The 26,178-nt window shown below is 55.5% G+C and carries 26 protein-coding genes; 20 read left to right on the top strand and 6 right to left on the bottom strand.

Annotated elements, in window-relative coordinates; all coding sequences use genetic code 11:
* The first annotated feature begins 100 nt into the window (after positions 1 to 100).
* Both fabB and AC6I8L_RS13520 read left to right on the top strand, forming a co-directional pair.
* Positions 101 to 1,321 carry a beta-ketoacyl-ACP synthase I gene (fabB, locus tag AC6I8L_RS13525; protein WP_034825147.1) on the top strand — a complete coding sequence of 407 codons (1,221 nt, stop codon included), beginning with the start codon at positions 101 to 103 and terminating at the stop codon, positions 1,319 to 1,321.
* Between the two features lie 217 nt (positions 1,322 to 1,538).
* On the top strand, positions 1,539 to 2,720 hold the full coding sequence (locus AC6I8L_RS13520; RefSeq protein WP_058959025.1) for an MFS transporter: 1,182 nt from the start codon (positions 1,539 to 1,541) through the stop codon (positions 2,718 to 2,720).
* Here AC6I8L_RS13520 and pdxR read toward each other — a convergent pair.
* Entirely contained in the window at positions 2,683 to 4,119 is a 1,437-nt protein-coding gene (gene pdxR / locus AC6I8L_RS13515) for a MocR-like pyridoxine biosynthesis transcription factor PdxR (protein WP_058959024.1), read from the bottom strand. The two genes, AC6I8L_RS13520 and pdxR, sit on opposite strands and share 38 nt — an antisense overlap.
* Before the next feature lie 86 nt (positions 4,120 to 4,205).
* Between pdxR and AC6I8L_RS13510 the strand changes: the two genes are divergently transcribed.
* Positions 4,206 to 4,649, top strand: coding sequence for a rhodanese-like domain-containing protein (locus AC6I8L_RS13510; protein ID WP_058959023.1), 444 nt, complete (start codon positions 4,206 to 4,208; stop codon positions 4,647 to 4,649).
* A gap of 1 nt (position 4,650) precedes the next feature.
* Here AC6I8L_RS13510 and flk read toward each other — a convergent pair whose 3' ends face one another.
* The 4 genes from flk to AC6I8L_RS13490 form a co-directional block, all read right to left on the bottom strand.
* A complete protein-coding gene (flk, locus tag AC6I8L_RS13505) occupies positions 4,651 to 5,682 on the bottom strand; it encodes a flagella biosynthesis regulator Flk (protein WP_058959022.1) in 1,032 nt (343 codons plus the stop codon).
* A gap of 120 nt (positions 5,683 to 5,802) precedes the next feature.
* Positions 5,803 to 7,311 carry a tripartite tricarboxylate transporter permease gene (locus AC6I8L_RS13500; protein ID WP_034825138.1) on the bottom strand — a complete coding sequence of 503 codons (1,509 nt, stop codon included), beginning with the start codon at positions 7,309 to 7,311 and terminating at the stop codon, positions 5,803 to 5,805.
* A 12-nt stretch (positions 7,312 to 7,323) separates the two neighbouring features.
* Complete coding sequence (locus tag AC6I8L_RS13495) at positions 7,324 to 7,755, bottom strand: tripartite tricarboxylate transporter TctB family protein (protein ID WP_058962348.1); 432 nt, start codon at positions 7,753 to 7,755, stop codon at positions 7,324 to 7,326.
* Positions 7,756 to 7,766: 11 nt separating this feature from the next.
* Positions 7,767 to 8,744, bottom strand: a complete 978-nt coding sequence (locus AC6I8L_RS13490) for a Bug family tripartite tricarboxylate transporter substrate binding protein (RefSeq protein ID WP_058962347.1) — start codon at positions 8,742 to 8,744, stop codon at positions 7,767 to 7,769.
* A 120-nt stretch (positions 8,745 to 8,864) separates the two neighbouring features.
* Here AC6I8L_RS13490 and tctD point away from each other — a divergent pair, with 120 nt between their 5' ends.
* Together tctD and AC6I8L_RS13480 are read left to right on the top strand one after the other, a co-directional pair.
* Positions 8,865 to 9,536 (top strand): transcriptional regulator TctD, encoded by a 672-nt coding sequence (gene tctD / locus AC6I8L_RS13485; RefSeq protein ID WP_058962346.1) that lies wholly within the window; start codon positions 8,865 to 8,867, stop codon positions 9,534 to 9,536.
* On the top strand, positions 9,527 to 10,903 hold the full coding sequence (locus AC6I8L_RS13480; protein WP_058962345.1) for a sensor histidine kinase: 1,377 nt from the start codon (positions 9,527 to 9,529) through the stop codon (positions 10,901 to 10,903). Before tctD ends, AC6I8L_RS13480 begins: the two co-directional genes overlap by 10 nt.
* Here the strand turns inward: AC6I8L_RS13480 and AC6I8L_RS13475 are convergent.
* Positions 10,890 to 11,795 (bottom strand): DMT family transporter, encoded by a 906-nt coding sequence (locus AC6I8L_RS13475; protein WP_058962344.1) that lies wholly within the window; start codon positions 11,793 to 11,795, stop codon positions 10,890 to 10,892. The two genes, AC6I8L_RS13480 and AC6I8L_RS13475, sit on opposite strands and share 14 nt — an antisense overlap.
* A 95-nt stretch (positions 11,796 to 11,890) precedes the next feature.
* On the opposite strand from AC6I8L_RS13475, the gene AC6I8L_RS13470 reads away from it, so the two are divergent.
* The 15 genes from AC6I8L_RS13470 (at position 11,891) to hisP (ending at position 26,124) form a co-directional block, all read left to right on the top strand.
* On the top strand, positions 11,891 to 12,670 hold the full coding sequence (locus tag AC6I8L_RS13470; RefSeq protein WP_058962343.1) for an AraC family transcriptional regulator: 780 nt from the start codon (positions 11,891 to 11,893) through the stop codon (positions 12,668 to 12,670).
* Between the two features lie 59 nt (positions 12,671 to 12,729).
* Positions 12,730 to 13,854, top strand: coding sequence for a 4-phosphoerythronate dehydrogenase PdxB (pdxB, locus tag AC6I8L_RS13465; RefSeq protein ID WP_058962342.1), 1,125 nt, complete (start codon positions 12,730 to 12,732; stop codon positions 13,852 to 13,854).
* Positions 13,855 to 13,956: 102 nt separating this feature from the next.
* Positions 13,957 to 14,967 (top strand): aspartate-semialdehyde dehydrogenase, encoded by a 1,011-nt coding sequence (locus AC6I8L_RS13460; protein WP_058962341.1) that lies wholly within the window; start codon positions 13,957 to 13,959, stop codon positions 14,965 to 14,967.
* Positions 14,967 to 15,773, top strand: coding sequence for a tRNA pseudouridine(38-40) synthase TruA (gene truA, locus AC6I8L_RS13455; RefSeq protein WP_097116567.1), 807 nt, complete (start codon positions 14,967 to 14,969; stop codon positions 15,771 to 15,773). The genes AC6I8L_RS13460 and truA overlap by 1 nt, the downstream gene beginning before the upstream one ends.
* 36 nt (positions 15,774 to 15,809) lie before the next feature.
* Positions 15,810 to 16,472: a DedA family protein gene (locus tag AC6I8L_RS13450; RefSeq protein WP_034825120.1), complete on the top strand. Its 663-nt coding sequence runs from the start codon at positions 15,810 to 15,812 to the stop codon at positions 16,470 to 16,472.
* Between the two features lie 132 nt (positions 16,473 to 16,604).
* Complete coding sequence (gene accD / locus AC6I8L_RS13445) at positions 16,605 to 17,513, top strand: acetyl-CoA carboxylase, carboxyltransferase subunit beta (RefSeq protein ID WP_034825118.1); 909 nt, start codon at positions 16,605 to 16,607, stop codon at positions 17,511 to 17,513.
* Positions 17,514 to 17,702: 189 nt separating this feature from the next.
* Positions 17,703 to 18,971: a bifunctional tetrahydrofolate synthase/dihydrofolate synthase gene (gene folC, locus AC6I8L_RS13440; RefSeq protein WP_058962340.1), complete on the top strand. Its 1,269-nt coding sequence runs from the start codon at positions 17,703 to 17,705 to the stop codon at positions 18,969 to 18,971.
* Positions 18,961 to 19,716 (top strand): cell division protein DedD, encoded by a 756-nt coding sequence (gene dedD, locus AC6I8L_RS13435; RefSeq protein ID WP_058962351.1) that lies wholly within the window; start codon positions 18,961 to 18,963, stop codon positions 19,714 to 19,716. Before folC ends, dedD begins: the two co-directional genes overlap by 11 nt.
* A 251-nt stretch (positions 19,717 to 19,967) precedes the next feature.
* Entirely contained in the window at positions 19,968 to 20,453 is a 486-nt protein-coding gene (gene cvpA, locus AC6I8L_RS13430) for a colicin V production protein (protein WP_034825265.1), read from the top strand.
* A gap of 36 nt (positions 20,454 to 20,489) precedes the next feature.
* A complete protein-coding gene (purF, locus tag AC6I8L_RS13425) occupies positions 20,490 to 22,007 on the top strand; it encodes an amidophosphoribosyltransferase (protein ID WP_058962339.1) in 1,518 nt (505 codons plus the stop codon).
* 115 nt (positions 22,008 to 22,122) lie between these two features.
* The gene (locus AC6I8L_RS13420; protein ID WP_038645698.1) at positions 22,123 to 22,692 is read left to right on the top strand and encodes a UbiX family flavin prenyltransferase; all 570 of its coding nucleotides are present in this window, start codon (positions 22,123 to 22,125) and stop codon (positions 22,690 to 22,692) included.
* 275 nt (positions 22,693 to 22,967) lie between these two features.
* A complete protein-coding gene (argT, locus tag AC6I8L_RS13415; protein ID WP_034825110.1) occupies positions 22,968 to 23,750 on the top strand; it encodes a lysine/arginine/ornithine ABC transporter substrate-binding protein ArgT in 783 nt (260 codons plus the stop codon).
* A 192-nt stretch (positions 23,751 to 23,942) separates the two neighbouring features.
* Entirely contained in the window at positions 23,943 to 24,629 is a 687-nt protein-coding gene (locus AC6I8L_RS13410) for a histidine ABC transporter permease HisQ (protein WP_038645701.1), read from the top strand.
* Positions 24,626 to 25,342 carry an ABC transporter permease gene (locus tag AC6I8L_RS13405; RefSeq protein WP_034825106.1) on the top strand — a complete coding sequence of 239 codons (717 nt, stop codon included), beginning with the start codon at positions 24,626 to 24,628 and terminating at the stop codon, positions 25,340 to 25,342. The genes AC6I8L_RS13410 and AC6I8L_RS13405 overlap by 4 nt, the downstream gene beginning before the upstream one ends.
* An 8-nt stretch (positions 25,343 to 25,350) precedes the next feature.
* Complete coding sequence (gene hisP / locus AC6I8L_RS13400; protein WP_038645703.1) at positions 25,351 to 26,124, top strand: histidine ABC transporter ATP-binding protein HisP; 774 nt, start codon at positions 25,351 to 25,353, stop codon at positions 26,122 to 26,124.
* Positions 26,125 to 26,178 lie beyond the last annotated feature (54 nt).

The raw sequence follows: 26,178 nt of genomic DNA, 5'->3' as shown, positions 1-26,178 counted from the left end.
CGCAAATTTACAAAAGGAAATGGCTGATCGGACTTGTTCGGCTTACAACTGTAAGCTAGAGTGCACGTCAATCCAAAAGAAGTGGAATGAGGACTATTGAATGAAACGTGCAGTGATTACTGGCCTGGGTATCGTTTCCAGCATTGGTAATAACCAGCAAGAAGTGCTGGCTTCTCTGCGTGAAGGCCGTTCGGGTATCACCTTCTCTGAAGAGATGAGAGATATCGGTATGCGCAGCCACGTATGGGGCAACGTCAAACTGGATACCAACGGGCTCATCGATCGCAAAATCGTGCGTTTCATGAGTGATGCTTCAATCTACGCTTACCTGTCTATGGCGGAAGCGATTCAGGATTCCGGCCTGACTGACGAGCAGTATCAGAACAACCCACGCGTGGGTCTGATTGCCGGTTCAGGCGGCGGTTCCCCGCGTTACCAGGTGTTCGGTGCCGATGCGATGCGTGGCCCGCGTGGCCTGAAAGCCGTTGGTCCTTATGTGGTGACCAAAGCCATGGGTTCAGGTGTATCAGCTTGTCTGGCTACCCCATTCAAAATCCACGGTGTGAACTACTCAATCAGCTCTGCTTGTGCCACTTCCGCACACTGCATCGGTAACGCGGTTGAGCAGATTCAGTTGGGCAAACAGGACATCGTGTTTGCTGGTGGCGGCGAAGAGCTGAGCTGGGAAATGGCCTGTGAGTTCGATGCGATGGGCGCACTGTCCACCAAATACAACGAAACGCCAGAAAAAGCCTCTCGTACTTACGATGCGAACCGTGATGGTTTCGTGATCGCTGGCGGCGGCGGCATGGTGGTGGTTGAAGAGCTGGAACATGCTCTGGCACGTGGCGCACACATTTACGCAGAAATCGTTGGCTACGGCGCAACCTCTGACGGTGCTGATATGGTGGCACCATCAGGCGAAGGCGCAGTGCGTTGCATGAAGATGGCCATGCAGGGCGTTGATACCCCAATCGATTACCTCAACACCCACGGTACTTCTACACCTGTCGGTGATGTGAAAGAGCTGGGTGCGATTCGCGAAGTGTTTGGTGACAACTCACCGTACATTTCTGCTACCAAAGCCATGACCGGTCACTCACTGGGTGCAGCGGGCGTGCAGGAAGCGATCTACACCTTGCTGATGCTGGAGCATAGCTTCATCGCACCAAGCATCAACATCGAAGAGATTGATGAAGCCGGTAAAGGCCTGAACATCGTGACGCAGCCGACTGAAAAAGCGCTGACCACCGTGATGTCCAACAGCTTCGGTTTCGGCGGCACCAACGCCACCTTGACCATGCGTAAGCTGCCAGCTTAATAGCGTGATCACCGTTTTCCAGGGGCCGGTTTATCCGGCCCCTGTTGTTTTTGACAATTCTCCCGCAGCTTGCCTACACTCTTCACATCTTGCCTGAAACAAAATAATCGTTTACGCACAGTATGAACCAAACAACCCGTTTTCGCCTGAATACAGGGTGCGAACGTATGTTGGTTTTGCCTGTCGTGCACGCTCTGAACAAGGAGTTCATACCACCATGACCACGGCTGCTGATACGCAGACGCAATCTGTGCTGCCTTTGGGTTGCATATCCTTTGCGGTGTTTCTCACTTACTTAACCGCAGGGCTGGCGCTCCCGGTTATCCCACTGTACGTGCATCAGGAATTGGGCATGAGCAACCTGATGGTGGGTGTGGCGGTAGGGATTCAGTTCTTCGCCACGCTGCTGACGCGCAGCTTCGCCGGACGCCGAGCCGATCAGCACGGTGCCAAGCTCACCACCCAACACGGTATGATCGCCATCGCGCTGGTGGGTGTGGCGTATCTGGCCGCGGCGTTGTTGCCCGTTTCGCCGTGGGCAAAATTTGGTTTGCTGGCGGTGGGGCGCTTATTGCTGGGATTTGGTGAAAGCTTGCTGCTCACCGGCAATCTGACCTGGGGCATGGGGTTGGTGGGAAGCAAACGATCCGGCCTGGTGATGTCGTGGAACGGTATGGCGATTTATGGATCGCTGGCGGCGGGCGCACCGCTGGGTTTGTTGATCAATCAACATGGCGGATTCGCAGCACTCGGTGCTGTCGCGCTGCTGTTGCCACTGCTCTCGCTGGCGATCAATAGCTGGGTCAGTAAAGTGCCGGTGGTGGGTGGTGAACGTCCCTCATTGTTCAGCGTGGTGAAAACTATCTTCCAACCCGGCATGGCGCTGGCGTTACAGGGCACCGGCTTCGCCGTTATCGGCACCTTTACCTCGCTCTATTTTGCCGCAGAAAACTGGGGCAATGCCGGTTTTGCCCTGACCGCATTTGGCTGTGCTTTTGTATTAGTGCGTGTTTTCTTTGGCGGCCTGCCGGATCGTCACGGTGGCGTCCGCGTCGCAATGATCTCGCTGCTGGTGGAAACTGCCGGTTTGCTGGTGCTGGCGTGTGCAAGCTCTGGCTGGATGGCGCTGATTGGCGCCGCGCTCACCGGTTGCGGCTGTTCACTGATTTTCCCGGCGCTCGGCGTCGAGGTGATCAAACGTGTCTCGCCGCAAATTCGTGGCACGGCGCTGGGCGGTTTCTCTGCTTTCCAGGATATCGCTTACGGTGCCAGCGGCCCACTGACCGGCCTGCTCGCCACGGCGTTGGGTTATGGCTCGGTCTACCTTGCGGGTGCCTGCTGCGCAGCCCTGGGCATTCTCGTCACCTGGTCGTTTGCGCGTAGCGCGACAACAGCGTAACCAGCTTATCGCAGGCGCTGACAATCTCACCCGGCGTCAGCGCGGCAAAGCCCAGCAGCCAGCCCGATTGCGGCTGACTGTTGCTGTACAACGGCGACAGACGTGGCAACAGCAGACCGATTTCCCTGGCCTGTTGCGTGAGCTGTGCTTCCTCACCCTGATGCAATGCTACCGTCAGCTGTAGCCCGCCAGACGTCTGCAGCGGCGTCAACCACGGCTGCAGGCGCGTGTTGATCTGCTCCAGCAAACGATTACGGCGGCTGTGGTAAAGCTGGCGCATCAGCCGCAGGTGGCTGGCAAAATGGCCTTGTTGGAGGAACTCAGCGGTAATCGCTTGTGGCAACAGCGCGCTGTGCCCATCCAGAATGCTACGTGCGCGACCCATGGCATCTACCAGTGCTGGCGGCACGACCATCCACGCCAGCCGCAGGGAAGGGAAGAGCGTTTTGGAAAAAGTGCCAAGGCAGATAACCCGGCTGTTATCCTCCAATCCCTGTAAGGCGGGAAGCGGGCGATCGTCATAGTGAAACTCACTGTCGTAATCATCCTCAATTAACCAGCTTTGCTGCTGGTGCGCCCAGTCGAGCCACTGCAGGCGGCGGGCAAGGCTCATCGCGGTACCGGTGGGATAGTGATGTCCCGGCGTCAGATAAACCAGTCTCGCGTCTCCTTCAAGCGGCATCGCGCCTTCGCTATCCAACGGCATCGCACGGCAGTGTGCACCCGCAGCGAGGAAAGCGTTACGCGCGCCGGGATAGCCTGGCTCTTCAAGCCACACTTCATCATTGGCATCCAGCAACATCAGCGCCAGTAACTGCAGGGCCTGCTGTGAACTGGTTAGGATAACGACTTGCCCGGCAGCACAGCGCACCCCGCGTGATAACGCCAGATAATCCGCCACCGCCTCACGAAGCGGCATAAAGCCTAGTGGATCGCCATAACCCATCACCTGGCTGCCCAGCGAGCGCTGCACGCTGTTACTGATCCGGCGCCATTGGGTATGCGGGAAAGCGCGTAATTCAGGCGAACCGGCGGCAAACGCATGGGGGAACGGCGGATCCTGGCAGCCACCGGTTGCTAATATTTGCTCACCACGCCGTGAGAAACGAGGTGAGTTATGTGCGGGTGTGGTCGCCGCCCGTGCAGGCATTGCAATCGATACAAAAGTACCCCGACCCGCCCGCCTCTCCAGATAGCCTTCACTCTCAAGCTGCGCATAAGCGGCTTCCACTGTCACTCGCGACAGCGACAAATCCTCGGCTAACTGACGGCTGGAGGGTAAGCGTTGTTGATGGTGCAAATGGCCGCGGGTTATGGCCTGGCGTAGCGTATGGCATAAACGTTCACGTAAGCCGCCGGATGACGTGTGATTAAACAGGGCTAAAAAAGAGTGGCGCATTGTGGTCTTATCGCTGTGGCGAAAGTGGTATCAAATTGCAGACCACTTTGCCGTAAACTCAGGGAAAATTACACAAGGAGAATGCGATGTCATCAGTCTTACTCTTCCCGCCCGCGGATCCTCAGGAAAGCATGGCGTATCTGCAGCACAAACTGAGTTACTACACCGATGCCTGGGATTTGGCAGAGGATCTGGCGCAAGGCGTCAATGCGATAGTGGTGGTTGATGCGCGATCCACTGATGTCTATCAGGCGGGACACATCACCGGGGCGATTTCGTTTCCGCATCGCACCATGAACGCCGACTCCACCGCGCAACTGGATCGCAGCAAGATCTACATCACTTATTGCGATGGCATTGGCTGCAACGGTTCGACTAAAGCGGCATGGAAACTGGCTTCGCTAGGGTTTCAGGTCAAAGAGTTGATAGGTGGACTGGATTTCTGGAAGCGTGATGGGCATCCGTTAACGTGGGGAACGTCGCCGGGCGAGTGGCCACAGGCCGCACCCGGCGCGCACTGTGGCTGCTAAATTACAGGAACAGCCAGAGTAAAAAGAAGAACAGTGCCAGGCCCAGAATCAATGTCAGTGCCGGGCGCTGTGCCAGCGGACGCGGCAAAATCTCAATCCACGGCGACCAGATCGGCTGCGGACGTAAATCACTGGCGGCGTGCGGCTGCTCCAGCGTTTTCTCGACGCGGCGGCTAAACAGCAAGTTGAGGAGATCCTGGGTTTGCGCGGGCGTCAGTACCGTTTGTGGCGTGGCCTGGAAGCGCTGCTGGCTGTAATCCTCCAGCAGGCGTTGCTCGTCATGCGTCAGCGGCTGCTTCAGCGAAGTTTCCAGCATTTGTAAGGTCGGTGCGCTGTGTTGACCCAATGTCTGACGTACCTGCAAATATTGTGTCAGCAGCGGGAAGTGGCGAGAGGGAATTGGATCGCCACTCTTCAGATTGACCAGTTTCAGCGCTTCAGACAGCAGCTTGACCGGTGATTCGCCGGTCGTGGCCGCGAGACGCGTAACCTGTTGATTCAGCGATTGCTGTTCAGCTGGCAGCAGCGTGCGATCGGACGCGCGCGTTTGCTGCGGCTGCGGGATCGCCATCTGCCCATTTTGCAGCATGGTCAGCACCTGATGTAACTGGTCTTGCGACAGCGCACTCAGCACCGTTTGGTTAAATTGCTGACGGATAAAGTCACTCACCGCCTGGCGATTATTGCCCTGCGGCAGCTTTTCCAGCAGCTGCTGCAACAGCTGACGCGTGGCAAGGCTGTTCTGTACCTGGGTTAAACGACCATTCAGATGTTGCTCAGCGGCAGGAAAATGACGCGATTGCAGCTCAGCATCATTCTTTACGCCCACTTCATGGCGTACGCCAGCCCACAATTCCGGAGCTTTCAAGGTGCTGAGTGACATGATGCGCACAATCAGACGTTCCAGCGTGGTGCGCTGGGCAGGGGAGAGTGGCTGTTCGCCCGCCGGTCCGCCAGGACGAGTGGGGCCAGTCGCGTTAGTGAGCGTTGTACGATCGCCCGCGGGCACACCGGGACCGCTGAGAGGTTGCATGGCGGAATCCTTGAAAAACGAGGTCAGATCCGGGTGCGCCGGAAAAAAGAGGCCATATGATAGCAAAAGCCCCCGGGAAATCCACGGGGGCAGTGAGGGGAAATCGCGTCAGTTCTGGATTTATTCAGCTTCAGCCAGTTTGAGACGCTTACGACGCCAGCGTTTCCACAGTGGCGGCACGATCAGGACAGCGATCGCCAACACCAGCAACACTTTGCAGATCAGGCTTTCCCATAGAATCGGCAGGTTGCCGTTACTGATGGAGAGCGCGCGGCGCAGGTTTTGCTCCAACATCTCTCCCAGTACGAAGCCCAGAATCAGCGGCGACATCGGGAAATCCATTTTACGCAAGATATAGCCAAAGATACCCAGTCCGACCATCAGCAACAGATCAAAAGTGGTACTGTGCACGGCGTAAACGCCCACTGCAGAGATCGCGGCGATGGCGGGTACCAGGAACCACAGCGGGATGGTCAGCATGCGGGCGAAGATGTTGATCATCGGGATGTTCATGATCAGCAGCATGACGTTGCCAATCAGCAATGCTGCAATCAGACCCCAGACGATATCCGGCTGTTCGGTAAACATCGCCGGGCCGGGTGTGATGTTGTACAGCGTCAGCGCACCGACCATCACCGCCGTGGTGCCGGAGCCCGGAATACCCAGCGTCAGCATCGGAATAAAGGAGCCACAAGCCGAGGCGTTGTTGGCCGCTTCAGGTGCCGCCACGCCGCGAATATCCCCTTTACCAAACTGGTCGCTGCCGCTGATTTTTTTCTCGCTCATATAAGCGATGGCACTGGCGATGGTGGCACCGGCGCCGGGCAGTACGCCAACAAAGAAGCCGATAAAGGAGGAACGTAAGGTGGCACCGGTTGCCTGCGCCGCTTCTTTCATGTTGAACATCATGCGGCCACTGGCGCGAACCACTTTCTGCCCGCTGCTGGTGGATTCCAGCATCAGCAGTATTTCACTGACAGAAAACAGCCCGATCACCACGACCACAAACTGGATACCGTCGGAGAGGTGCACGCTGTCGAAGGTGAAACGATAGACGCCGGTATTGGCATCGACGCCAACGGTGGCCATACCCAAACCGATCAGCGCGGCTAAAAACGATTTCAACGGATTGTGGCTCATCATGCTGCCCAGACAGGCAATCGCAAACACCATCAGCGCGAAATACTCCGCCGGACCAAAGGCCAGTGACCAGTTGGCCAATATAGGGGCAAAGAGAATAATGCCGAGAATCGCGATAGTGGATCCAATAAATGAACTCACTGCTGAGATCGACAGGGCCACGCCAGCTTTGCCCTGTTGCGCCATCGGGTAGCCATCCAGCGCGGTCATGATCGCCCCGGCATCGCCTGGCACGTTAAGCAAAATAGAGGAGATACGACCACCGTACTCGCAACCGATGTAGACCGTAGCAAGCAGGATCAGCGCGGACTCGGCAGGTAAGTGCAGAGCAAACGCCAGCGGCATCAGGATCGCGACACCGTTAATCGGCCCGAGTCCGGGCAGTAGGCCAACAATGGTGCCAATAAAGCAGCCGATGAGTGCGATCATCAGGTTTTCCGGCGTCATCGCGACGGCAAACCCTTGCATCAGAAAAGACCAGGTATCCATGTGAGACTCCTGTTAATTGAACCAGCTGCCGACAGGCAAGGTGACATCGAGCAGGCGGTCAAAGGCATAAAACAGTGCGATGCCCATCACCACTCCGGACACCGCAGCCGCCCACCAGCGCGCGCCAAACAACAGCCCAATGCCAAAGGTCAGCAGCGTGGTGCATGCAGCAAAACCCAGACGCTCAAACAGCCAGCCATATACCATCAGCATGACGCACATCAGCACTAACTTTTTCAGGGTGGTGGCGGAAGGCCACTGCACCAGATCGGGTTTGCGCAGTAACATCATCACGGCGCAAATCGCCATTAATCCTAGCAGCAGCATCGGGAAAGGGCGTGGGCCGACCGGTTCATAGCTGTATTCACTCTGGATTTGCCAGGCAATAAACAGCCCGGCAATGCACAGCAGCAGCCAGATACCGGCGAAGATACGATCGCTCATCATCGACTCCGTTATTTGGCCAGGCCAAAGGATTTGGCTTTTTCGCGATAATCAGCCACCTGTTTTTTCACGTAGGCATCCAGCTCGCTGCCGAACATGTTGAACTCAAACAGTCCGCGCATATCTCGCTGTTGCTGAAACTCTTTGGTGGTCACCAATTTTTTGAACGCGTCTTCCCACCACTGATATTCCGCGTCAGTCACTTTTGGACCAAGGTAATAACCGCGAATAATCGGCCACTCGACGTTATAGCCTTGCTCTTTGGCGGTCGGCACACTCGCCAGTTCACCCGGTAAGCGTTTGTCAGACATCACTGCCAGCACGCGCAACTTGCCGGCTTGCAAATGTGGCACCATCTCGCTCATATCCCCGGAGACCACCTGAATATGGTTGCCAAGCAGAGCCGTTACCGGCTCGCCACCGCCCTCAAACGCGACATAGCGCATCTTGCGTGGGTCGATGCCCGCTTCACGAGCCAGCAGGGCGGTTTTCATCCAGTCCTGACTACCGATCGAAGCACCTGCGCCGACCACCACTTTGGTGGGATCGCTCTTCATGGCTTCCATCAGTTCACCGAGGTTTTTCCATGGGGCGTCATTGCGTACCGCGACGATGCCATAATCGGTGCCGACGGCAGCCAGCCACTTCACGTCACTTTCTGAATAGCGGCCAAACTTGCCCTGAGAGAGATTGAGCAACGAACCGCCGGAGAAGGCCACCAGCGTGCCTGCTTCGGCGGGGCGCTGAGCAATGATGGCGTTGTAAGCCACCGCTCCCACACCGCCGGGCATATAGGTCACGCGCATTGGTTTACTGATTTCGCCGGTTTCTTGCATGGAAACCTGAATCAACTTACAGGTCAGATCAAATCCACCGCCGGGTTTGGCGGGGGCGATACATTCTGTCCGGTCTGGCGCTTCCGCCAGCACAGAGGATATCGACAAGGCCACGAGGGTTGAGGCGAGGGCGAGGGGTAAGATTTTTTTCATTATTCGCTCCATTCATGCTTCCAGAGTGTGACAACTGCCGAACATTCGGCGTTGCTGAATTGTTAATGGTGTAACCTTTCATTTACCTTTCAGTGCTCGGGAAAAGTATCAGGATGTGATATGCGTCTCTTACTGGTGGAAGATACGGTTGAGTTGGCCAGCTGGCTGCAAAAAGCGCTGACACAGAAAGGTTTTGCCGTGGATTGGGTCGCGGATGGCCTGGCGGCAGACCACGTGTTGCAGAGCGAAGACTATGCGTTGGTGGTGCTGGATGTATCACTGCCACGGCTGGATGGTCTGGCGGTGCTGGCGCGTTTGCGTAAGCGTGGGCAAACCACGCCGGTATTGCTGCTCACGGCCAAAAGTGCACTGGAACAGCGCGTGCAGGGCCTCAATGCGGGCGCGGACGACTATCTCACTAAACCCTTTGAACTGGATGAGCTGGAAGCGCGCCTGCGGGCGTTGTTGCGTCGCAGCCAGGGGCAGACTGCGCAATCGCAGACTGTGGGCCAACTGGAACGCGACGGCGAAGGCTATTTTCTGCTGAATCATAAACCGTTGATGCTCACCCCGCGTGAAGCCAGCGTGCTCTCGACTTTGATGCAACGCCCTGGACGTCCGGTGTCACGCCAGCATCTTTATGAACAGACCTTTACCTTAACCGATGAAGCCAGCCTGGAAAGCATTGAGCTGTATGTGCATCGGGTGCGGAAAAAGCTGCAGGGCAGCGATGTCGCGATCGTGACGCTACGTGGACTGGGATACAGCCTGGAGTGCCAGCCGTGCGCCTGAGCCATTCGCTGCGTGGTGAACTGCTGTTGTGGCTGGGCGCACCGTTGATGTTGCTGTGGGGGTTGTCGGTTTATACTCATTACCAGAGTGCGCTGCAGGCGGCGAATCAGGCTTACGATCGTTCACTTCTCGCCTCGGCACGCACGGTGGCAGAAAGGCTGGTGGTGCGACAGAACCATTTGGAGGTGGATGTGCCCTGGGTGGTACTCGACAGCTTTGAGCGCAACATGAATGACCAGTTGTTCTATCAGGTGATATCACCGCAAGGCAAAACTCTTTCAGGTTATCCCGATCTGCCCCCTTTACCGCGCAATGCGCCGCTTTCTGAAGCCTATCCCGCTTTAGTCCACTTTTACGATGGCAGCTATCGTAAGCAGCCGATTCGTATTGCGGCGTTATGGCAACCGGTAAACGAGCAGGGCGTAGAGGGGATGGCGCTGGTTCTGGTGGCTGAAACCCTGAACTCTCGCCATGGGTTTGCGGAAGGATTATTGCGCACCGCGTTGATCAGTCAAAGCTTTCTGGTGTTGATTACCCTGCTGTTAGCCAGCCTGTTATTACGCAAAGTGTTGCGGCCGCTGCGCCGATTATCGCGCATCATGCTACGACGTGCGCCAGGTGAGTTGACGCCTTTGCCGTCGCTATTGCCCTGGTCGGAATTGCAGCCGTTAATTATTGCCTTTAATCGACATCTGGAACGACTGCGCGGTTTGCTGGCACGACAGGAACGTTTTAGTGCCGACGTTTCACACCAATTACGTACACCGCTCACTATTTTAAAAACACAGGTTGGCGTTGCGCTCAACAGTGATGATCCTGCGCAGTGGCGGGAAAGTTTGCTCGGCATGCGCCATACGCTCAACGATACGGTGCAACTTACCGATCGGCTGTTGCAGCTGGCGCAAATCAAAGCCCGGCACGGTGAGGACAAGCCTTTTTCTCGGGTCAGTTTGAATGAAATTGTGGAACAGGCATGTTTCAGCAGCTATGCCGGCGCGCGCCACAAACACATCGATCTGGGATTTGAAGGCGACATTCCCTGTGTGGTGCAAGGCGATGGCTTATTACTGGCCGAACTCTGTGCCAACCTGCTGGACAATGCGATTAAATACACGCCAGAGGGCGGGATCGTCACGGCGAGATTGCGGGAGAAACAGCTGGAAATTGAGGACAGCGGACCGGGCATTAGCGCGGCACAGCAGCATCAGGCTTTGCAGCCGTTTGGTCGCCTGGATAATGCCAGCCAGCCCGGTGCGGGCATCGGGCTGGCGCTGGTCAAAGATATCTGTGCCTGGCACGGTGCGCAGTTGCTGCTGGATCACAGCCCGCAACTGGGCGGGCTGCGCATCATCATCAGCTTTCGCTGAGCTGAACGGTACGTTCACGTGGCTTGCGCAGCGGTGTTTTCAACCGTTGCGCCAGAATCACTCCCACCAACGTCATGCCACCGCCAATCCAGTGATAGGCGTGCAGTTGCTCATGCAGGAACAGCACGGCAATGATGGCGGTGAACGCGGGCACAAAATTCATAAAAATGGTGGTGGTACTGGCACCGAGACGTTGCACACCAAGGATCCACAAGAACGGCGCGATAATGGACGCGAACAGCCCGGCAAACAGCACCAGCGGAATGTTATGCAAGTTCAGCGTGACGTCCGGTGCGCGCAAGAATCCAGGCAGTAACAGCAACACACCAAAGAAAATCTGCACGTACAGGCTCTGCCAGGTCGGCAGAGGGATTGCCCAGCGTTTGGTCAGCACACCGTAAAGCGCATACGAGGTGGAAGCCGCCAGCATCATCAACTCGCCGTTGCCCAGACGCTGATTCAGCAACTGAGCTGGATTCCCTTCACTCACCAACCATACTAAACCGGCAAAGGACAACAGGCCGCCGATCAAAATACCGCGCGTCGGCGCAAGGCGTAAAACGAACAGGCTGAGCAGAATGGTCAGTAACGGAATCGTGGCACCCAATATACCCATCATCACCGCCGACACGCTGTGGGCGGCATAGTAGGCGAGACTCTGATAAAGCACCATGCCCAACAGGCCGAGGATCAATAATCGCCACAGATTGGCCTTCACGGCATGGCGATGGCGCCACACGCCGGGCAGGCTGAAGGGGGCCAGCACGATGAGCGCCAGCAGCCAGCGATAAAAGGAGATGGCGGCAGGATCGATGCTCCCGGCAGAGAGTTTGCTGACGATGGTGTTGATCGACCAGATCATCACCGCAATCAACGGAAACAGTAAATTCATCGTACGACTCCTGAGTTTAATCGCGAAGAGTTTACATTTGACCGGTTTTATTCAGATAGTTAAAATCGGACAATATTCGTTAGTGACCGGACAGAATGAATTTACAGATCGAGTATCAGCCGCCGATTGATGCGCCGCTACTGCGCTATTTTATGCGCTACGAGCAGGCTAACGCGAAAACTGAATATCTGCCGCATCTGCACCGCTGGGGGCAGGTGATTTTCGTCACCAGCCACGTGCTGGAGATGGAAGTGGAGGGGGAACGGTTATTAACGCCCGCTGATATGCCGATCTGGATCCCGCCAGAACAGCGCCACAGCAGCTATAACCATTGCCATGCCCAGTTCCGCACCTTCAATCTCGCCGCCGATCTCTGTGCGGGGATGCCCGACAATGCCTGTTTACTGCACGTTGATGCGATTGTGCACGCCATCATGAATGATTTTGCACAGCGTGAGTTGGAGCAGCCTCAAACGGAAGCGGACTGGCGACTCTGTGAAGTCTTGATTGATCGTCTGCGTCAGGCACCGGTGCACACCAGCTATTTGCCCTTGTCGGACGACAAATTTCTCGCGCCTATTTTGCGCGCGCTGGAAGAAAATCCCGGCGATAACACCACGCTGGCACAATGGGCGAAGCGGGTGTTCACCACCGAGCGTACGCTGGCGCGACGTTGTCAGCAGCAGTTGAAGATGTCTTTCAGCGAATGGCGGCAGCGTTTACGGTTTTTGCGTGCCATTGCGCTGCTGGAGCAGGGGTGCAGCGTGCAAGGCATTGCACACGAACTGGGTTATAGCTCGTCGTCGGCGCTGATTGTGATGTTCCAGCAGCAGGCCGGCACTACACCGGATCGCTATCGCAGCCGGTTAGGTTAATCCCCAGCTTTATGTAAGAATACGCGCCTCAAAACGCCTCAGCAGACAGGACCGCCGCAGTGAAAATTCTCGTCGATGAAAACATGCCTTACGCTCGTGAACTCTTCAGTCGCACCGGTGAAGTATTGGCCGTACCGGGACGTCCGTTACCCGAAGCAGAGTTGCAGGATGCCAGCGGATTGATGGTGCGCTCGGTGACTAAAGTGAATGCGGCGCTGCTGGCCGGTACGCCAGTGAAATTTGTCGGTACCGCGACAGCAGGCACTGACCATGTCGATGATGCATCGCTGGCGGCCGCCGGCATTGCCTTCTCGGCGGCACCCGGCTGTAACGCAATTGCGGTGGTGGAGTATGTCTTCTCCTCCTTACTGCTGCTGGCCGAGCGCGATGGTTTTGAACTGCGTGATCGTACCGTGGGTATTGTCGGCGTCGGTAATGTCGGCGGTCGTCTGCAAAAACGCCTTGAAGCCTGGGGGGTGAAAACCCTGCTGTGTGATCCGCCGCGTGTAGATCGTGGCGATCAGGAAACGTTTCACTCGCTGGATGAACTGGTGGCACAGGCCGATATTCTGACCTTCCACACACCGCTGTTTAAAGACGGCCCCTATAAAAGCTGGCATCTGGCCGACATGGCTCTGCTGATGGCGCTCAAACCCAACACCATCCTGATCAATGCCTGCCGTGGTCCAGTCGTCGATAACACTGCGCTTCTGGAAGTGCTGAGAATGCGCGACGATCTCAGCGTGGTGCTGGATGTGTGGGAACCGGAGCCGGATCTGAACCTCGATCTGTTGGATAAAGTGGATATCGCTACCGCGCATATCGCGGGCTATACGCTGGAAGGCAAGGCGCGTGGCACCACTCAGGTATTCGAAGCCTGGTGCGCGTTTATCGGCCAGCCGCAACAGGTCGCGCTGGAGACTCTGTTGCCTGCACCGGAATTTGGCACCATTACGCTGCACGGCAAGCTCGATCAGCCAACGCTGAAACGACTGGTGCACCTGGTGTATGATGTGCGCCGCGACGATGCGCCACTGCGAAAAGTGGCTGCCAAACCGGGCGAGTTTGATCGCCTGCGCAAGCAGTATGAAGAGCGTCGTGAATGGTCGTCACTGCAGGTGAAATGTGATGATGCCGATAGTGCCGCGATGCTGGAAAAGCTCGGTTTCCGCGCCAGTTTGTAAAGTTAAATCAATCCCCTGCGTTTTCGCGCGGGAAAAGTCTTAAATGTCAGGCGGTGTCATCACCGCCTTCTGTTTTTATGTCATTGTCTGGAGTAAACCAACATGTCTGACGGCTGGAATATTGCGCTATTGGGCGCAACAGGCGCAGTAGGGAACGCTGTACTGGAATTGCTGGCAGAACGCCAGTTCCCGGTTGGTGAATTGTATCTGCTGGCGAGCGAAAACAGCGCCGGTGAAAGTGTGCGTTTTGATGGTCGCACCCTGCGCGTGCAGGATGCGGCTGAATTTGACTGGACGCAGGCGCAGCTGGCGTTTTTCGCTGCCGGACGTGAAGCTTCCGCGCGTTACGCGGATGAAGCCGCAAGCCAGGGTTGCCTGGTGATCGACAGCAGCGATCTGTTCGCGCTGGAGCCGGATGTCCCGCTGGTGGTGCCTGATGTGAACCCGCAGGTGCTGGCCGATTATCGCAATCGCAATATCGTGACGGTGGCCGATGCGCTGGTAAGCCAGCTGTTAAGCGCTATCAAACCGCTGGTGGATACTGCGGGGTTAAGCCGTTTGCAGGTGACCAATCTGATGTCGGTTTCCAGCCACGGTAAAGCGGCAGTGGATGGCCTGGCGGGCGAAAGCGCACGTTTGCTGAATGGTGTACCGGCAGATGAGCACTATTTTGGTCGTCAACTGGCGTTCAACCTGTTGCCGCAGTTAGCGGATAGCCATGGCAGCGTGGAGAGTGAACGTCGTCTGGTGGATCAGGTGCGCAAAGTGCTGCAGGACGAAGGCTTGCCAATTGCCGTCAGCAGCGTGCAGGCGCCAGTGTTTTACGGCAACACGCAGATTGTGCATGTCGAAAATTTACGTCCGCTGTCAGCCGAAGAAGCGCGAGATGAACTGGCGCGTGCTGATGACATCAACCTCAGTGAAGACGGTGAATATCCGACGCCCGTCAGCGATGCATCAGGCAATGATGCGCTGAGCATTGGCAATGTGCGTAATGATTACGGTCTCCCTGAGCTGCTGCAATTCTGGTCCGTGGCTGACAACGTTCGCTTCGGCGGCGCACTGATGGCGGTAAAAACCGCTGAGAAATTGGTGCAGGAGTACTTCTATTAATGTTGTCTGAAGAAACGACATTTAAGCTGGCGTTAGGCATTGAGTACGACGGCAGCCGTTACTACGGCTGGCAGCGGCAAAACGAAGTGCGCAGCGTGCAGGAAAAGCTGGAAAAAGCGCTGTCGAAAGTGGCGAATCACCCGGTGGTGGTGTTCTGCGCCGGACGCACGGATGCCGGTGTACACGGTACCGGGCAAGTGGTGCATTTCGAAACCACCTCGCAGCGCGCCGACAGCGCCTGGACGCTGGGCGTCAATGCCAACCTGCCGGATGACATCGCGGTACGTTGGGTGAAAGCGGTGCCGGAGGAATTTCATGCCCGCTTTAGCGCCACCGCGCGTCGTTACCGCTATGTGATTTTCAATCAGCGGCTGCGACCGGCGATTCTTGGCAACGGCATCACCCATTTTTATCATCCGCTGGATGTCGAGAAAATGCAGCGTGCCGGTCAGTGTTTAATTGGCGAGAACGACTTTACCTCGTTCCGTGCGGTGCAGTGCCAGTCGCGCACGCCGTGGCGCAACGTGATGCACCTTAACGTCACACGTTACGGACCTTATGTGATTGTCGATATCAAAGCCAACGCGTTCGTGCACCACATGGTGCGCAATATTGTCGGCAGCCTGATGGAAATTGGCTGCGGCAACCAGCCGGAAAGCTGGATGGCTGAGTTGCTGGCGGCAAAAGATCGTACTCTGGCGGCAGCGACCGCTAAAGCCGAGGGGTTGTATTTGGTGGCGGTGGATTACCCATCTCACTTTGCGTTACCTCAGCCTGCGTTGGGACCGTTGTTCCTCGCAGATTAATTTAAATGAGTAAGGATGTTTGGGAGCCGGAACATTATGGAATTCATCCACTTTTTGATCGACTTTATTCTCCATATTGATGTGCATTTAGCCGAACTGGTGGCGCAGTACGGCGTCTGGATTTACGCCATTCTGTTCCTGATCCTGTTCTGCGAAACCGGCCTGGTGGTCACACCGTTCCTGCCTGGGGATTCGTTACTTTTTGTTGCTGGCGCGCTGGCGGCACTGCCAGGTAACGATCTCAACGTGCATTTAATGGTCACGCTGCTGGTGATTGCTGCCATCCTCGGCGATGCGGTGAACTACACTATTGGTCGGTTGTTCGGTGAGAAGCTGTTCAGCAATCCGAACTCGAAAATTTTCCGTCGCAGCTATCTGGATAAGACCCACGCCTTCTACGATCGCCACGGTGGCAAAACCATTATACTTGCGCGCTTTGTACCAATCGTGCGAACCTTTGCCCCCTTTGTGGCGGGGATGGGACACATGTCTTATCGCCACTTTGCGCTCTTCAACGTGACGGGCGCACTGCTGTGGGTGCTGTTGTTCTCCTATGCCGGTTACCTGTTTGGTGATTTGCCGGTGGTACAGGAGAACCTAAAACTGCTGATTGTTGGCATCATTGTGGTCTCAATTTTGCCAGGCGTGATTGAAGTATGGCGCCATCGCCGTCAGGCACGTCAGCAGAAGCCACAGTAAGGCTGTCACCAGATTTTTATCCACAGCGTGAACGGGTTGTGGTTTAATGAGCGACATTTACGGCCTGCTGAAGGTGATTTCAGCAGTCACAAGAAGACTGGACCAGGTCAGCATTAAACAGAAAGGTCATCAATGAGCTGGATTGAACGCATACTGAATAAAAGCACCACCACGCCAACGCGCAAAGCCAGTATCCCGGAAGGGGTCTGGACCAAATGCGATAGCTGTGGTCAGGTGCTGTACCGCGCCGAACTGGAGCGTAACCTTGAGGTCTGCCCGAAGTGCGACCACCACATGCGCATGCACGCCCGTGAGCGTTTGCACACCATGCTGGATGAAGGTTCTCTGGTTGAATTAGGCAGCGAGCTGGAACCGAAGGATCTGCTCAAGTTCCGCGATTCTAAGAAGTACAAAGATCGTCTGGTTGCCGCACAGAAAGACACCGGTGAGAAAGATGCTCTGATCGCCATGAAAGGCACCCTGCACGGTATGCCAGTGGTGGCAGTGGCTTTCGAGTTTTCCTTTATGGGCGGCTCAATGGGCTCTGTGGTTGGCGCGCGCTTTGTGCGTGGCGTTGAGCAGGCACTGGAAGATAACTGCCCGCTGATCTGCTTCTCTGCCAGTGGCGGTGCCCGTATGCAGGAAGCGTTACAGTCGCTGATGCAGATGGCAAAAACCAGCGCAGCGCTGGCGAAAATGCAGGAGCGCGGCTTGCCGTACATCTCCGTGCTGACTGACCCAACCATGGGCGGTGTGTCTGCCAGCTTCGCGATGCTGGGCGATTTGAACGTCGCTGAACCGAAAGCGCTGATCGGCTTTGCCGGTCCACGCGTTATCGAACAGACCGTGCGTGAAAAACTGCCACCGGGCTTCCAGCGCAGTGAATTCCTGATCGAAAAAGGCGCGATCGACATGATCATCCGTCGTCCGGAAATGCGCTTTAAGCTGGCCAGCCTGCTGGCGAAAATGATGAACCTGCCAGCGCCGCTGCAGGATGGTGATCAGCCTTCTACGGCTGTGCCAGAGAGCAACGAGGCCTGACAGGCAACGAAAAGCGGTGGTTAAACGCTTTTCACCAATGAACCGTAAACACCCAGTCATTCGAGTTGCAGCAAGGCGGCAAACGAATGAATCCCCGGCAGCTTACCCACTAAGGGATCGGGGGTGATTGAGTGCAGCCCACGCCGCTGCGGCTTGAATGACGATGTGTAAGATGAGTAAACGGGACACATGGACACTCTGCAGCTTCCTCAAGCCACGTCGCCTTTGGCCACGTGGCTTCATTATCTTGAACACCTGCATTCTCAGGCCATCGAATTGGGTCTGGATCGTATTCAAGGCGTCGCCGCACGCCTTGATCTGCTAAAACCCGCTCCGTTTATCTTCACCGTTGCCGGTACCAATGGCAAAGGCACCACCTGCCGCACGCTGGAAACGCTGTTGATGGCCGCAGGCTATCGCGTGGGCGTGTATAGCTCGCCGCATCTGGTGCGCTACACCGAACGCGTGCGCGTGCAGGGCTCCGAGCTGGATGAAGCGCTGCACAGCGCCAGTTTCGCCAGTATTGAAGCTGGACGCGGTGACATTTCACTCACCTACTTTGAATTCGGCACCCTCTCTGCACTGAATCTGTTCCGTGAGGCCAATCTTGATGTGGTGATCCTCGAAGTGGGTCTTGGCGGACGTCTTGATGCCACCAACATCGTGGATGCGGATGTGGCGGTGATCACCAGCATCGCGCTCGATCACACCGATTGGCTGGGGCCGGATCGCGAAAGCATTGGTCGGGAAAAAGCCGGCGTGTTCCGTGGTGGCAAACCTGCAGTCGTCGGTGAAGCCGATATGCCGCACACCATCGCTGAGGTAGCGGCGGAGAAGGGCGCTCAGCTGCTGCAAATCAACCGTGACTGGCAGTGGCAGAAGCAGGAAAACAGCTGGACGTTGCAGGATGCACACGGTGAACTGTGCGACCTGCCGTTGCCGCAGGTGCCGTTGCCAAATGCGGCGACCGCCCTCACTGCGCTGCGCGCATCAGGACTCAACGTCAGCGAAGCGGTGATCCGCGAACACCTGCCTCTGGCGATTCTGCCCGGGCGCTTCCAGACGGTGAGTGAAAGCCCGCGCGTGATTCTCGATGTGGCACATAATCCGCATGCGGCGCATTATCTGTGCTCACGTCTGGTGGAGTTGCCGAAAAGCGGTAAAGTGCATGCAGTGGTCGGCATGTTGCATGACAAGGACATCGCGGGGACGCTGGCCGCGCTGGCACCGCAGGTGGATCGCTGGTTCTGTGCACCGCTTGACGGTCCGCGTGGCGCCACCGCCGATGAGCTGATCGCCCACCTTGAAGGTGGCAATGCGTATGATAACGTCGATGCAGCATGGCAGGCCGCGCGTCAGCAAGCTGCGCCTGAGGATGTGATTCTGGTGTGTGGTTCTTTCCACACCGTTGCACAGGTTATGGAATCGATGTCAGCGGAGAATGGCAGTGGCAAGTAAGTTTCAAAATCGCTTAGTCGGTACAGTCATTTTGGTGGCGATTGGCGTCATCGTGCTGCCGGGGCTGCTCGACGGCAAGAAAAAGCATTACAAAGAAGAGTTCGCGGCGATTCCGCTGGTGCCAAAGCCGGACGATCAGCAGGATAGCGAAATGGTGCCGCCGGTGACGCAACCGCTCCCGGCGCAGCCGCCGGAAGGGGCGAGCACGGCGCAAACCCCGGATAACGGTAAAGCCAGCAGCTCGGCCAGCAATGGCAATGCGCAACCGGTGCAGAACAGCGAGCCTACGCTGGTGACACCGCCGCCGGTGCATCAGCAGACGAAGCCGGTTGAGCAGCCGAAGCCAAAAGTGGTCGAGCAGCCCAAACCTAAGCCGGTTGAACAGCCGAAGCCAAAACCGGTCGAACAATCGAAGCCCAAAGTGGTAGAACAACCGAAACCGGTTGAGCAGCCAAAAGCGGTCGAAACACCGAAACAGAGTGAACCGGAAGCGGCTCCTGCGGGGCAGGCGTTTGTGGTTCAGCTGGGTGCGCTAAAGAACGCGGCCAAGGTCAGTGAGATTGTGGCGCAACTGCGTCTGTCAGGATATCGTGCCTTTACCGTGCCATCCACGCCGGTGCAGGGACAAATCACGCGCATTTATGTGGGGCCGGATGCCTCAAAAGCGAAGCTGCAGAGTTCGCTGAGTGAGTTACAAAGCATCTCCGGGCTCGGTGGCGTGGTGAAACCGTACGGCACGCGTTAATGCTGTGATAAGCCGCGCCGATAGCAGTAAAAGGCGCGGTATAGCACAAGCGGTTAAGCGAAAATGTTGTGGAAAAGTTGTTTTATATCAGTTAGTTAAATTGCTGATTTTACTCAGGGCGAGGAAAGTTTTTTTCATCGCCCTTTTTATGGATACAGAACCTGAAAACCCTACGCAAACGTTTTCTTTTTCTGTTAGAATGCGCCCCGAACTGGATGCAGGGGTGCATAAGCACTGGGTTGGAAGCGTTCATGATCTGGATTGATTACGTCATTATTGCGGTAGTTGGTTTTTCGGCTCTGGTCAGCCTGATTCGTGGGTTTGTCCGGGAAGCCTTATCTCTCGTTACCTGGGGATGCGCGTTTTTTGTCGCCAGTCATTACTACACCTACCTTGCAGTCTGGTTTACAGGTTTTGACGACGAACTGGTTCGCAACGGCATCGCGATAGCGGTGTTATTCGTTGCCACTCTGATTGTGGGTGCCATCGTGAACTATGTGATCGGCTCGCTGGTGGAAAAAACCGGCTTGTCGGGAACCGACAGGGTGTTGGGGGTCTGTTTCGGGGCGTTGCGTGGCGTGCTGATTGTTTCCGCTATGCTCTTCTTCCTCGATACATTCACCGGCTTTTCCAAAAGCCCGGACTGGCAACAGTCGCAACTCATTCCCCAGTTCAGTTACATCATCAGGTGGTTTTTCGATTACCTGAAAAGCACGTCCAGTTTTATACCCCGGTAACGCCACCGGGAGTGCGGCCAATGAGGAAATGACAACATGTGCGGTATTGTTGGTATCACCGGTTTTATGCCAGTAAACCAGTCGATCTATGACGCGTTAACGGTGCTACAGCACCGCGGGCAAGATGCCGCCGGCATTTGTACCATCGATGCGCTTAACTGCTTCCGTCTGCGTAAAGCGAATGGCCTGGTGAGCGATGTCTTCGAAGCACGCCACATGCAGCGTTTGCAGGGTAATATCGGGATTGGCCATGTTCGCTATCCAACCGCGGGCAGTTCCAGCGCTTCTGAAGCGCAGCCTTTCTACGTAAACTCCCCGTATGGCATCACGCTGGCGCACAACGGCAACCTGACCAACGCGCACGAACTGCGTAAGCATCTGTTCGAAGTGGGTCGCCGTCACGTTAACACCACCTCTGATTCTGAAATCCTGCTGAACATCTTTGCGCAGGAGCTCGACCGTTTCCAGCATGACCCGCTGGAAGCTGACAACATTTTTGCTGCGGTAGCGGCAGTGCACCAACAGGTGCGCGGCGCTTACGCAGTGGTTTCGATGATTATTGGCCATGGTTTAGTTGCGTTCCGCGATCCAAACGGGATTCGCCCATTAGTGCTGGGTAAACGCGTGATTGCTGATGGTCGCACCGAATATATGGTGGCGTCAGAAAGCGTGGCACTGGATACTTTAGGCTTCGAGTTCATCCGCGATGTGGCGCCTGGTGAAGCGGTGTACATCACCGAGCAGGGACAACTCTCCACGCGCCAGTGTGCTGAGAATCCCAAAACCAACCCTTGCCTGTTCGAATACGTCTACTTTGCGCGTCCAGACTCCTTCCTTGATAAGGTGTCGGTCTACAGCGCACGTGTGCGTATGGGCACCAAACTCGGTCAGAAAATTGCCCGCGAATGGGAAGACCTGGATATCGATGTGGTGATTCCTATCCCGGAAACCTCCACTGATGCCGCGCTGGAAATCGCCCGTATTCTCGACAAGCCATATCGTCAGGGCTTCGTGAAAAACCGCTATGTGGGCCGCACCTTTATCATGCCAGGCCAGCATATGCGTCGTAGCGCGATTCGCCGCAAACTGAACGCCAACCGTGCTGAGTTCCGCGGTAAGAACGTGCTGCTGGTTGACGACTCCATCGTGCGTGGCACCACGTCTGAGCAGATCATTGAAATGGCGCGCGAAGCCGGTGCAAAACGTGTTTACCTGGCGTCTGCCGCGCCGGAAATTCGTTTCCCGAACGTCTACGGTATCGATATGCCAAGCGCTACCGAACTGATCGCGCATGGTCGTGAAGTGGAAGAGATTCGTCAGCTGATCAAAGCCGACGCGCTGATCTTCCAGGACCTCGATGATCTGATCGAAGCAGTACGTGAAGAGAACCCGGATATCGCACAGTTTGAGTGCTCGGTATTCAACGGCGTTTACGTCACCAAAGATGTCGACCAGCAGTACCTCGAGTATTTGCAGTCACTGCGTAATGACGATGCGAAAGCGATTCAGCGTCAGAACGAAGTGGAAGGTCTGGAGCTGCATAACGAAGGCTAACCGCCTCGTGGTGCTCATCTTTAACAGGGCGGGGGAGACTCCGCCCTGTTTGTTTTTGTATTTTTGCTCAGTGAGCGGCTATCATTGCCGCAATCTGAACGGGCAGGGCTGAATAATGAAACGACTGATCATTGGTATTTCCGGCGCCAGTGGCGCGATATACGGCGTGCGATTGTTGCAAGTGCTGCAACCTTTGGCCGATGTGGAAACCCATTTGGTGATCAGTCCGGCTGCGCGTCAGACGTTATCGCTGGAAACGGATTACAGCCTGCGTGATGTGCAAGCACTGGCTGATGTGGTGCATGACGTACGTGATATCGCTGCCAGCATCTCATCAGGTTCCTTCAAGACACTTGGCATGGTGATTTTACCCTGTTCAATGAAAACCCTTTCCGGCATCGTGCACAGCTACAGTGATAGTTTGCTGACGCGCGCCGCCGATGTGGTGCTTAAGGAGCAGCGTAAACTGGTCCTGTGCGTGCGCGAAACGCCGCTGCATCTTGGGCATTTACGCATGATGACCACGGCCGCGGAATTGGGCGCACTGATCATGCCGCCGGTGCCCGCTTTTTATCACCGCCCACAAAAAATTGAAGATCTGGTCGATCAAACCGTTAATCGCGTCATTGATCAATTCGATATTGAGCTGCCGCAAGACCTGTTTACCCGTTGGCATGGCGCATAATGGTGCAATTTTGCACTAACTGTGTGCAATTTCGAGTGCCTGATCACTCTTCGTGCATCTTGTGCACCAAAAGTTAACAATGTCGCTTTTTCTTCCTCACGCCGCTGTTATATTTCCCTCACAAACTAAGTGCTTGCGCCCCTGAAGGGCGCGGTATTTAGTGCGCCTGAGCACGCTTTCGCCGTTTTGCATAACTGGCATGAAACCTGCAAATCATTCAGCGCAAACACATATCACGACCATATAACAATAAGCACTTCACTTGAGGGTTACCTATGAAAAAGCGAGTTCTGGCTCTTTCCCTGATGCTGGCCATGTCCAGCGCTGCGAGCGTGTTCGCTGCGGTACCAAAAACGCTGCGCATCGGGACAGACCCGACCTACCCGCCGTTTGAATCCAAGAATGCACAAGGCCAGTTAGTCGGCTTTGACATCGATCTGGCGAACGAAATCTGTAAGCGTATCGAGACCAAATGTACTTATGTGGAAAGTGATTTTGATGCACTGATCCCGTCGCTGAAAGCGAAGAAGATCGACGCTATCATCTCTTCTCTCTCCATCACCGAGAAACGTCAGGAAGAGATCGCCTTCTCTGAAAAACTTTACGCCGCCAATGCGCGTTTAGTGGCGAAGAAAGGTTCCAGCCTGCAACCGACCATCGAATCGCTGAAAGGTAAAAACATTGGTTTGCTGCAGGGTACCACTCAGGAAACCTACGCGAACGAAAACTGGCGTCCTAAGGGTGTCACTGTAACGCCATACGCCAACCAGGATCTGGTGTATCAGGATCTGGATGCGGGTCGTATCGATGCGGCTTTCCAGGATGAAGTGCAGGCGAGTGAAGGTTTCCTGAAACAGCCGGTTGGCAAAAACTATGCGTTTGCCGGTCCAGCGGTTAAAGATGACAAAATCTTTGGTGTCGGTACCGGTATGGGCTTACGCAAAGATGATGCCGACCTGAAAGCGGCCATCGATAAAGCGTTTGATGCCATGCGTAAAGATGGCACTTACGACAAGATTGCGAAGAAGTACTTTGATTTCAACGTATACGGCGATTAATTGTCCTGTTTTCTGACCTTGATGATTGATTTGCAGCAGGGTTGGTCATAACTATTCACTCCGGGCGCTTACTTATGTAAACTCCCGGGGTTCATACGCTTGCCGCCATCTACCCTGTGATTCAAATCCTGGTCAGGACTGTCCGTTAGTTGGGCAGCGTTTGTTATTTTCCCTCACGACAGGATCGAACCCATGCTGTATGGCTATTCTGAAGTAATCCTAAAAGGCACCCTGGTGACCCTTGAGCTGGCACTCAGCTCCGTGGTGCTTGCCTTAGTGCTTGGCTTAATGGGCGCTGGCGCCAAACTCTCTCGCAGTCGCCTGCTGGTGATGATTGCTGAAGGCTACACCACCTTAATCCGCGGTGTACCTGATCTGGTTTTGATGTTGCTGATCTTCTACGGTCTGCAAATCGCTCTCAATACGGTCACTGATGCGCTGGGCATGGCGCAGTTTGATATCGATCCGATGGTGGCCGGTATCATCACGCTTGGCTTCATCTATGGTGCCTATTTCACCGAAACCTTCCGGGGTGCTTTCCTCGCTGTGCCAAAAGGGCAGATTGAAGCGGCTACCGCTTTCGGTTTTACCGGTTCGCAAACTTTCCGTCGTATTTTGTTCCCGGCGATGATGCGTTTTGCGTTACCAGGTATTGGCAATAACTGGCAGGTGATCCTCAAAGCCACAGCGCTGGTGTCGCTGCTGGGGCTGGAAGACGTGGTGAAAGCCACGCAGCTGGCGGGTAAAAGTACCTGGCAGCCGTTCTACTTCGCGATCGTCGCGGGGGTGATTTATCTGGTGTTTACCACGCTGTCGAACGGCGTGCTGTGGTGGCTTGAACGCCGCTACACGGTGGGTGTGAAAAGGGCAGAGCTATGATCGATATTATTCAGGAGTATTGGAAACAGCTGCTCTGGACCGATGGTTACCGTTTTACCGGCGTCGCCATTACGTTGTGGTTGTTGATTCTTTCCGTGGTGATCGGTGGTTGTATGGCGGTGTTGCTGGCGATTGCGCGTGTATCGCCAAATCGTTATATCTCAACGCCCGTCTGGCTGTTCACCTATGTCTTCCGTGGTACGCCGCTGTATGTCCAGCTGCTGGTATTCTATTCCGGCATGTATACGCTGGAAGTGGTGAAAGGATCGGAGCTGCTGAATGCCTTCTTCCGTAGCGGCCTCAACTGTACGCTGCTGGCCTTTACGCTGAACACCTGCGCTTACACCACCGAAATTTTTGCCGGGGCCATTCGCGCGGTTCCCCATGGCGAAATTGAAGCGGCACGCGCTTACGGTTTCTCCCCGTTTAAAATGTATCGCTGCATCATACTACCGTCGGCGCTGCGTACCGCGCTGCCAGCCTACAGTAATGAAGTGATCCTAATGCTGCACTCCACCGCGCTGGCATTTACTGCCACGGTGCCAGATCTGTTGAAAATCGCGCGTGATATTAACTCGGCGACCTACCAGCCGTTTACCGCGTTTGGCATCGCTGCGGTGCTGTATCTGATTATCTCTTACGTGCTGATTAGCCTGTTCCGCAAGGCGGAACGCCGCTTCCTGGCGCACGTGAAACCTTCTTCATCGCATTGAGTATCACTATGGCTGACAACAAATTAAGCGTTACCGAACTGCACAAGCGTTACGGTGAACATGAAGTTTTGAAAGGCGTATCACTGCAGGCGAACGCCGGCGATGTGATCAGCATTATTGGCTCGTCCGGTTCCGGGAAAAGTACCTTCTTACGCTGCATTAACTTCCTCGAAAAGCCGAGCGAAGGCACCATTTCGGTCAACAACGAGCAAATCAATCTGGTGCGTGATACCGATGGGCAGCTGAAAGTGTCCAACAAAGAGCAGCTGCGTTCACTGCGCACCCGTCTGACCATGGTGTTCCAGCACTTTAACTTGTGGAGCCATATGACGGTGCTGGATAACGTCACCGAAGCGCCAATCCAGGTGCTGGGGCTGAGCAAAGCCGAAGCGCGTGAGCGTGCGATTAAATATCTGGATAAAGTCGGCATTGATGAGCGTGCGCGTGCTAAATATCCGGTGCATCTTTCGGGCGGTCAGCAGCAGCGTGTGTCCATTGCCCGCGCCCTGGCGATGGAGCCGGAAGTGCTGTTATTTGATGAACCGACTTCTGCACTCGATCCCGAGTTAGTCGGCGAAGTGCTACGCATCATGCAGAAACTGGCTGAAGAGGGTAAAACCATGGTGGTGGTGACGCATGAGATGGAGTTTGCTCGTCATGTTTCCAATCACGTGATTTTCCTGCATCAGGGCAAGATTGAAGAGCAGGGCTCGCCAGATGAGCTTTTCGGCAACCCGAAAAGCCCACGTTTGCAGCAGTTCCTGTCGGGATCGCTGAAGTAAATTTTGCACGATGGTTGAGGCGATGGAAGCGGGGGCAGAGGAGTAACGCATCCC

It is taken from the genome of Type-E symbiont of Plautia stali, from assembly GCF_059731115.1.
This window is presented reverse-complemented; position numbering and strand designations above follow the sequence as displayed.

Bases quoted from the DNA above. Each gene is read 5' to 3' on its own strand.
- flk (WP_058959022.1), bottom strand. From the start codon at position 5,682: ATGCAACCTCTCAGCGGTCCCGGTGTGCCCGCGGGCGATCGTACAACG.
- AC6I8L_RS13520 (WP_058959025.1), top strand. From the start codon at position 1,539: ATGACCACGGCTGCTGATACGCAGACGCAATCTGTGCTGCCTTTGGGT.
- AC6I8L_RS13405 (WP_034825106.1), top strand. From the start codon at position 24,626: ATGATCGATATTATTCAGGAGTATTGGAAACAGCTGCTCTGGACCGAT.
- cvpA (WP_034825265.1), top strand. From the start codon at position 19,968: ATGATCTGGATTGATTACGTCATTATTGCGGTAGTTGGTTTTTCGGCT.
- AC6I8L_RS13490 (WP_058962347.1), bottom strand. From the start codon at position 8,744: ATGAAAAAAATCTTACCCCTCGCCCTCGCCTCAACCCTCGTGGCCTTG.
- folC (WP_058962340.1), top strand. From the start codon at position 17,703: ATGGACACTCTGCAGCTTCCTCAAGCCACGTCGCCTTTGGCCACGTGG.
- hisP (WP_038645703.1), top strand. From the start codon at position 25,351: ATGGCTGACAACAAATTAAGCGTTACCGAACTGCACAAGCGTTACGGT.
- AC6I8L_RS13475 (WP_058962344.1), bottom strand. From the start codon at position 11,795: ATGAATTTACTGTTTCCGTTGATTGCGGTGATGATCTGGTCGATCAAC.
- truA (WP_097116567.1), top strand. From the start codon at position 14,967: ATGTTGTCTGAAGAAACGACATTTAAGCTGGCGTTAGGCATTGAGTAC.
- AC6I8L_RS13500 (WP_034825138.1), bottom strand. From the start codon at position 7,311: ATGGATACCTGGTCTTTTCTGATGCAAGGGTTTGCCGTCGCGATGACG.
- AC6I8L_RS13460 (WP_058962341.1), top strand. From the start codon at position 13,957: ATGTCTGACGGCTGGAATATTGCGCTATTGGGCGCAACAGGCGCAGTA.
- fabB (WP_034825147.1), top strand. From the start codon at position 101: ATGAAACGTGCAGTGATTACTGGCCTGGGTATCGTTTCCAGCATTGGT.
- AC6I8L_RS13510 (WP_058959023.1), top strand. From the start codon at position 4,206: ATGTCATCAGTCTTACTCTTCCCGCCCGCGGATCCTCAGGAAAGCATG.
- purF (WP_058962339.1), top strand. From the start codon at position 20,490: ATGTGCGGTATTGTTGGTATCACCGGTTTTATGCCAGTAAACCAGTCG.
- argT (WP_034825110.1), top strand. From the start codon at position 22,968: ATGAAAAAGCGAGTTCTGGCTCTTTCCCTGATGCTGGCCATGTCCAGC.
- AC6I8L_RS13495 (WP_058962348.1), bottom strand. From the start codon at position 7,755: ATGAGCGATCGTATCTTCGCCGGTATCTGGCTGCTGCTGTGCATTGCC.
- pdxR (WP_058959024.1), bottom strand. From the start codon at position 4,119: ATGCGCCACTCTTTTTTAGCCCTGTTTAATCACACGTCATCCGGCGGC.
- AC6I8L_RS13410 (WP_038645701.1), top strand. From the start codon at position 23,943: ATGCTGTATGGCTATTCTGAAGTAATCCTAAAAGGCACCCTGGTGACC.
- AC6I8L_RS13450 (WP_034825120.1), top strand. From the start codon at position 15,810: ATGGAATTCATCCACTTTTTGATCGACTTTATTCTCCATATTGATGTG.
- tctD (WP_058962346.1), top strand. From the start codon at position 8,865: ATGCGTCTCTTACTGGTGGAAGATACGGTTGAGTTGGCCAGCTGGCTG.
- AC6I8L_RS13420 (WP_038645698.1), top strand. From the start codon at position 22,123: ATGAAACGACTGATCATTGGTATTTCCGGCGCCAGTGGCGCGATATAC.
- AC6I8L_RS13470 (WP_058962343.1), top strand. From the start codon at position 11,891: ATGAATTTACAGATCGAGTATCAGCCGCCGATTGATGCGCCGCTACTG.
- accD (WP_034825118.1), top strand. From the start codon at position 16,605: ATGAGCTGGATTGAACGCATACTGAATAAAAGCACCACCACGCCAACG.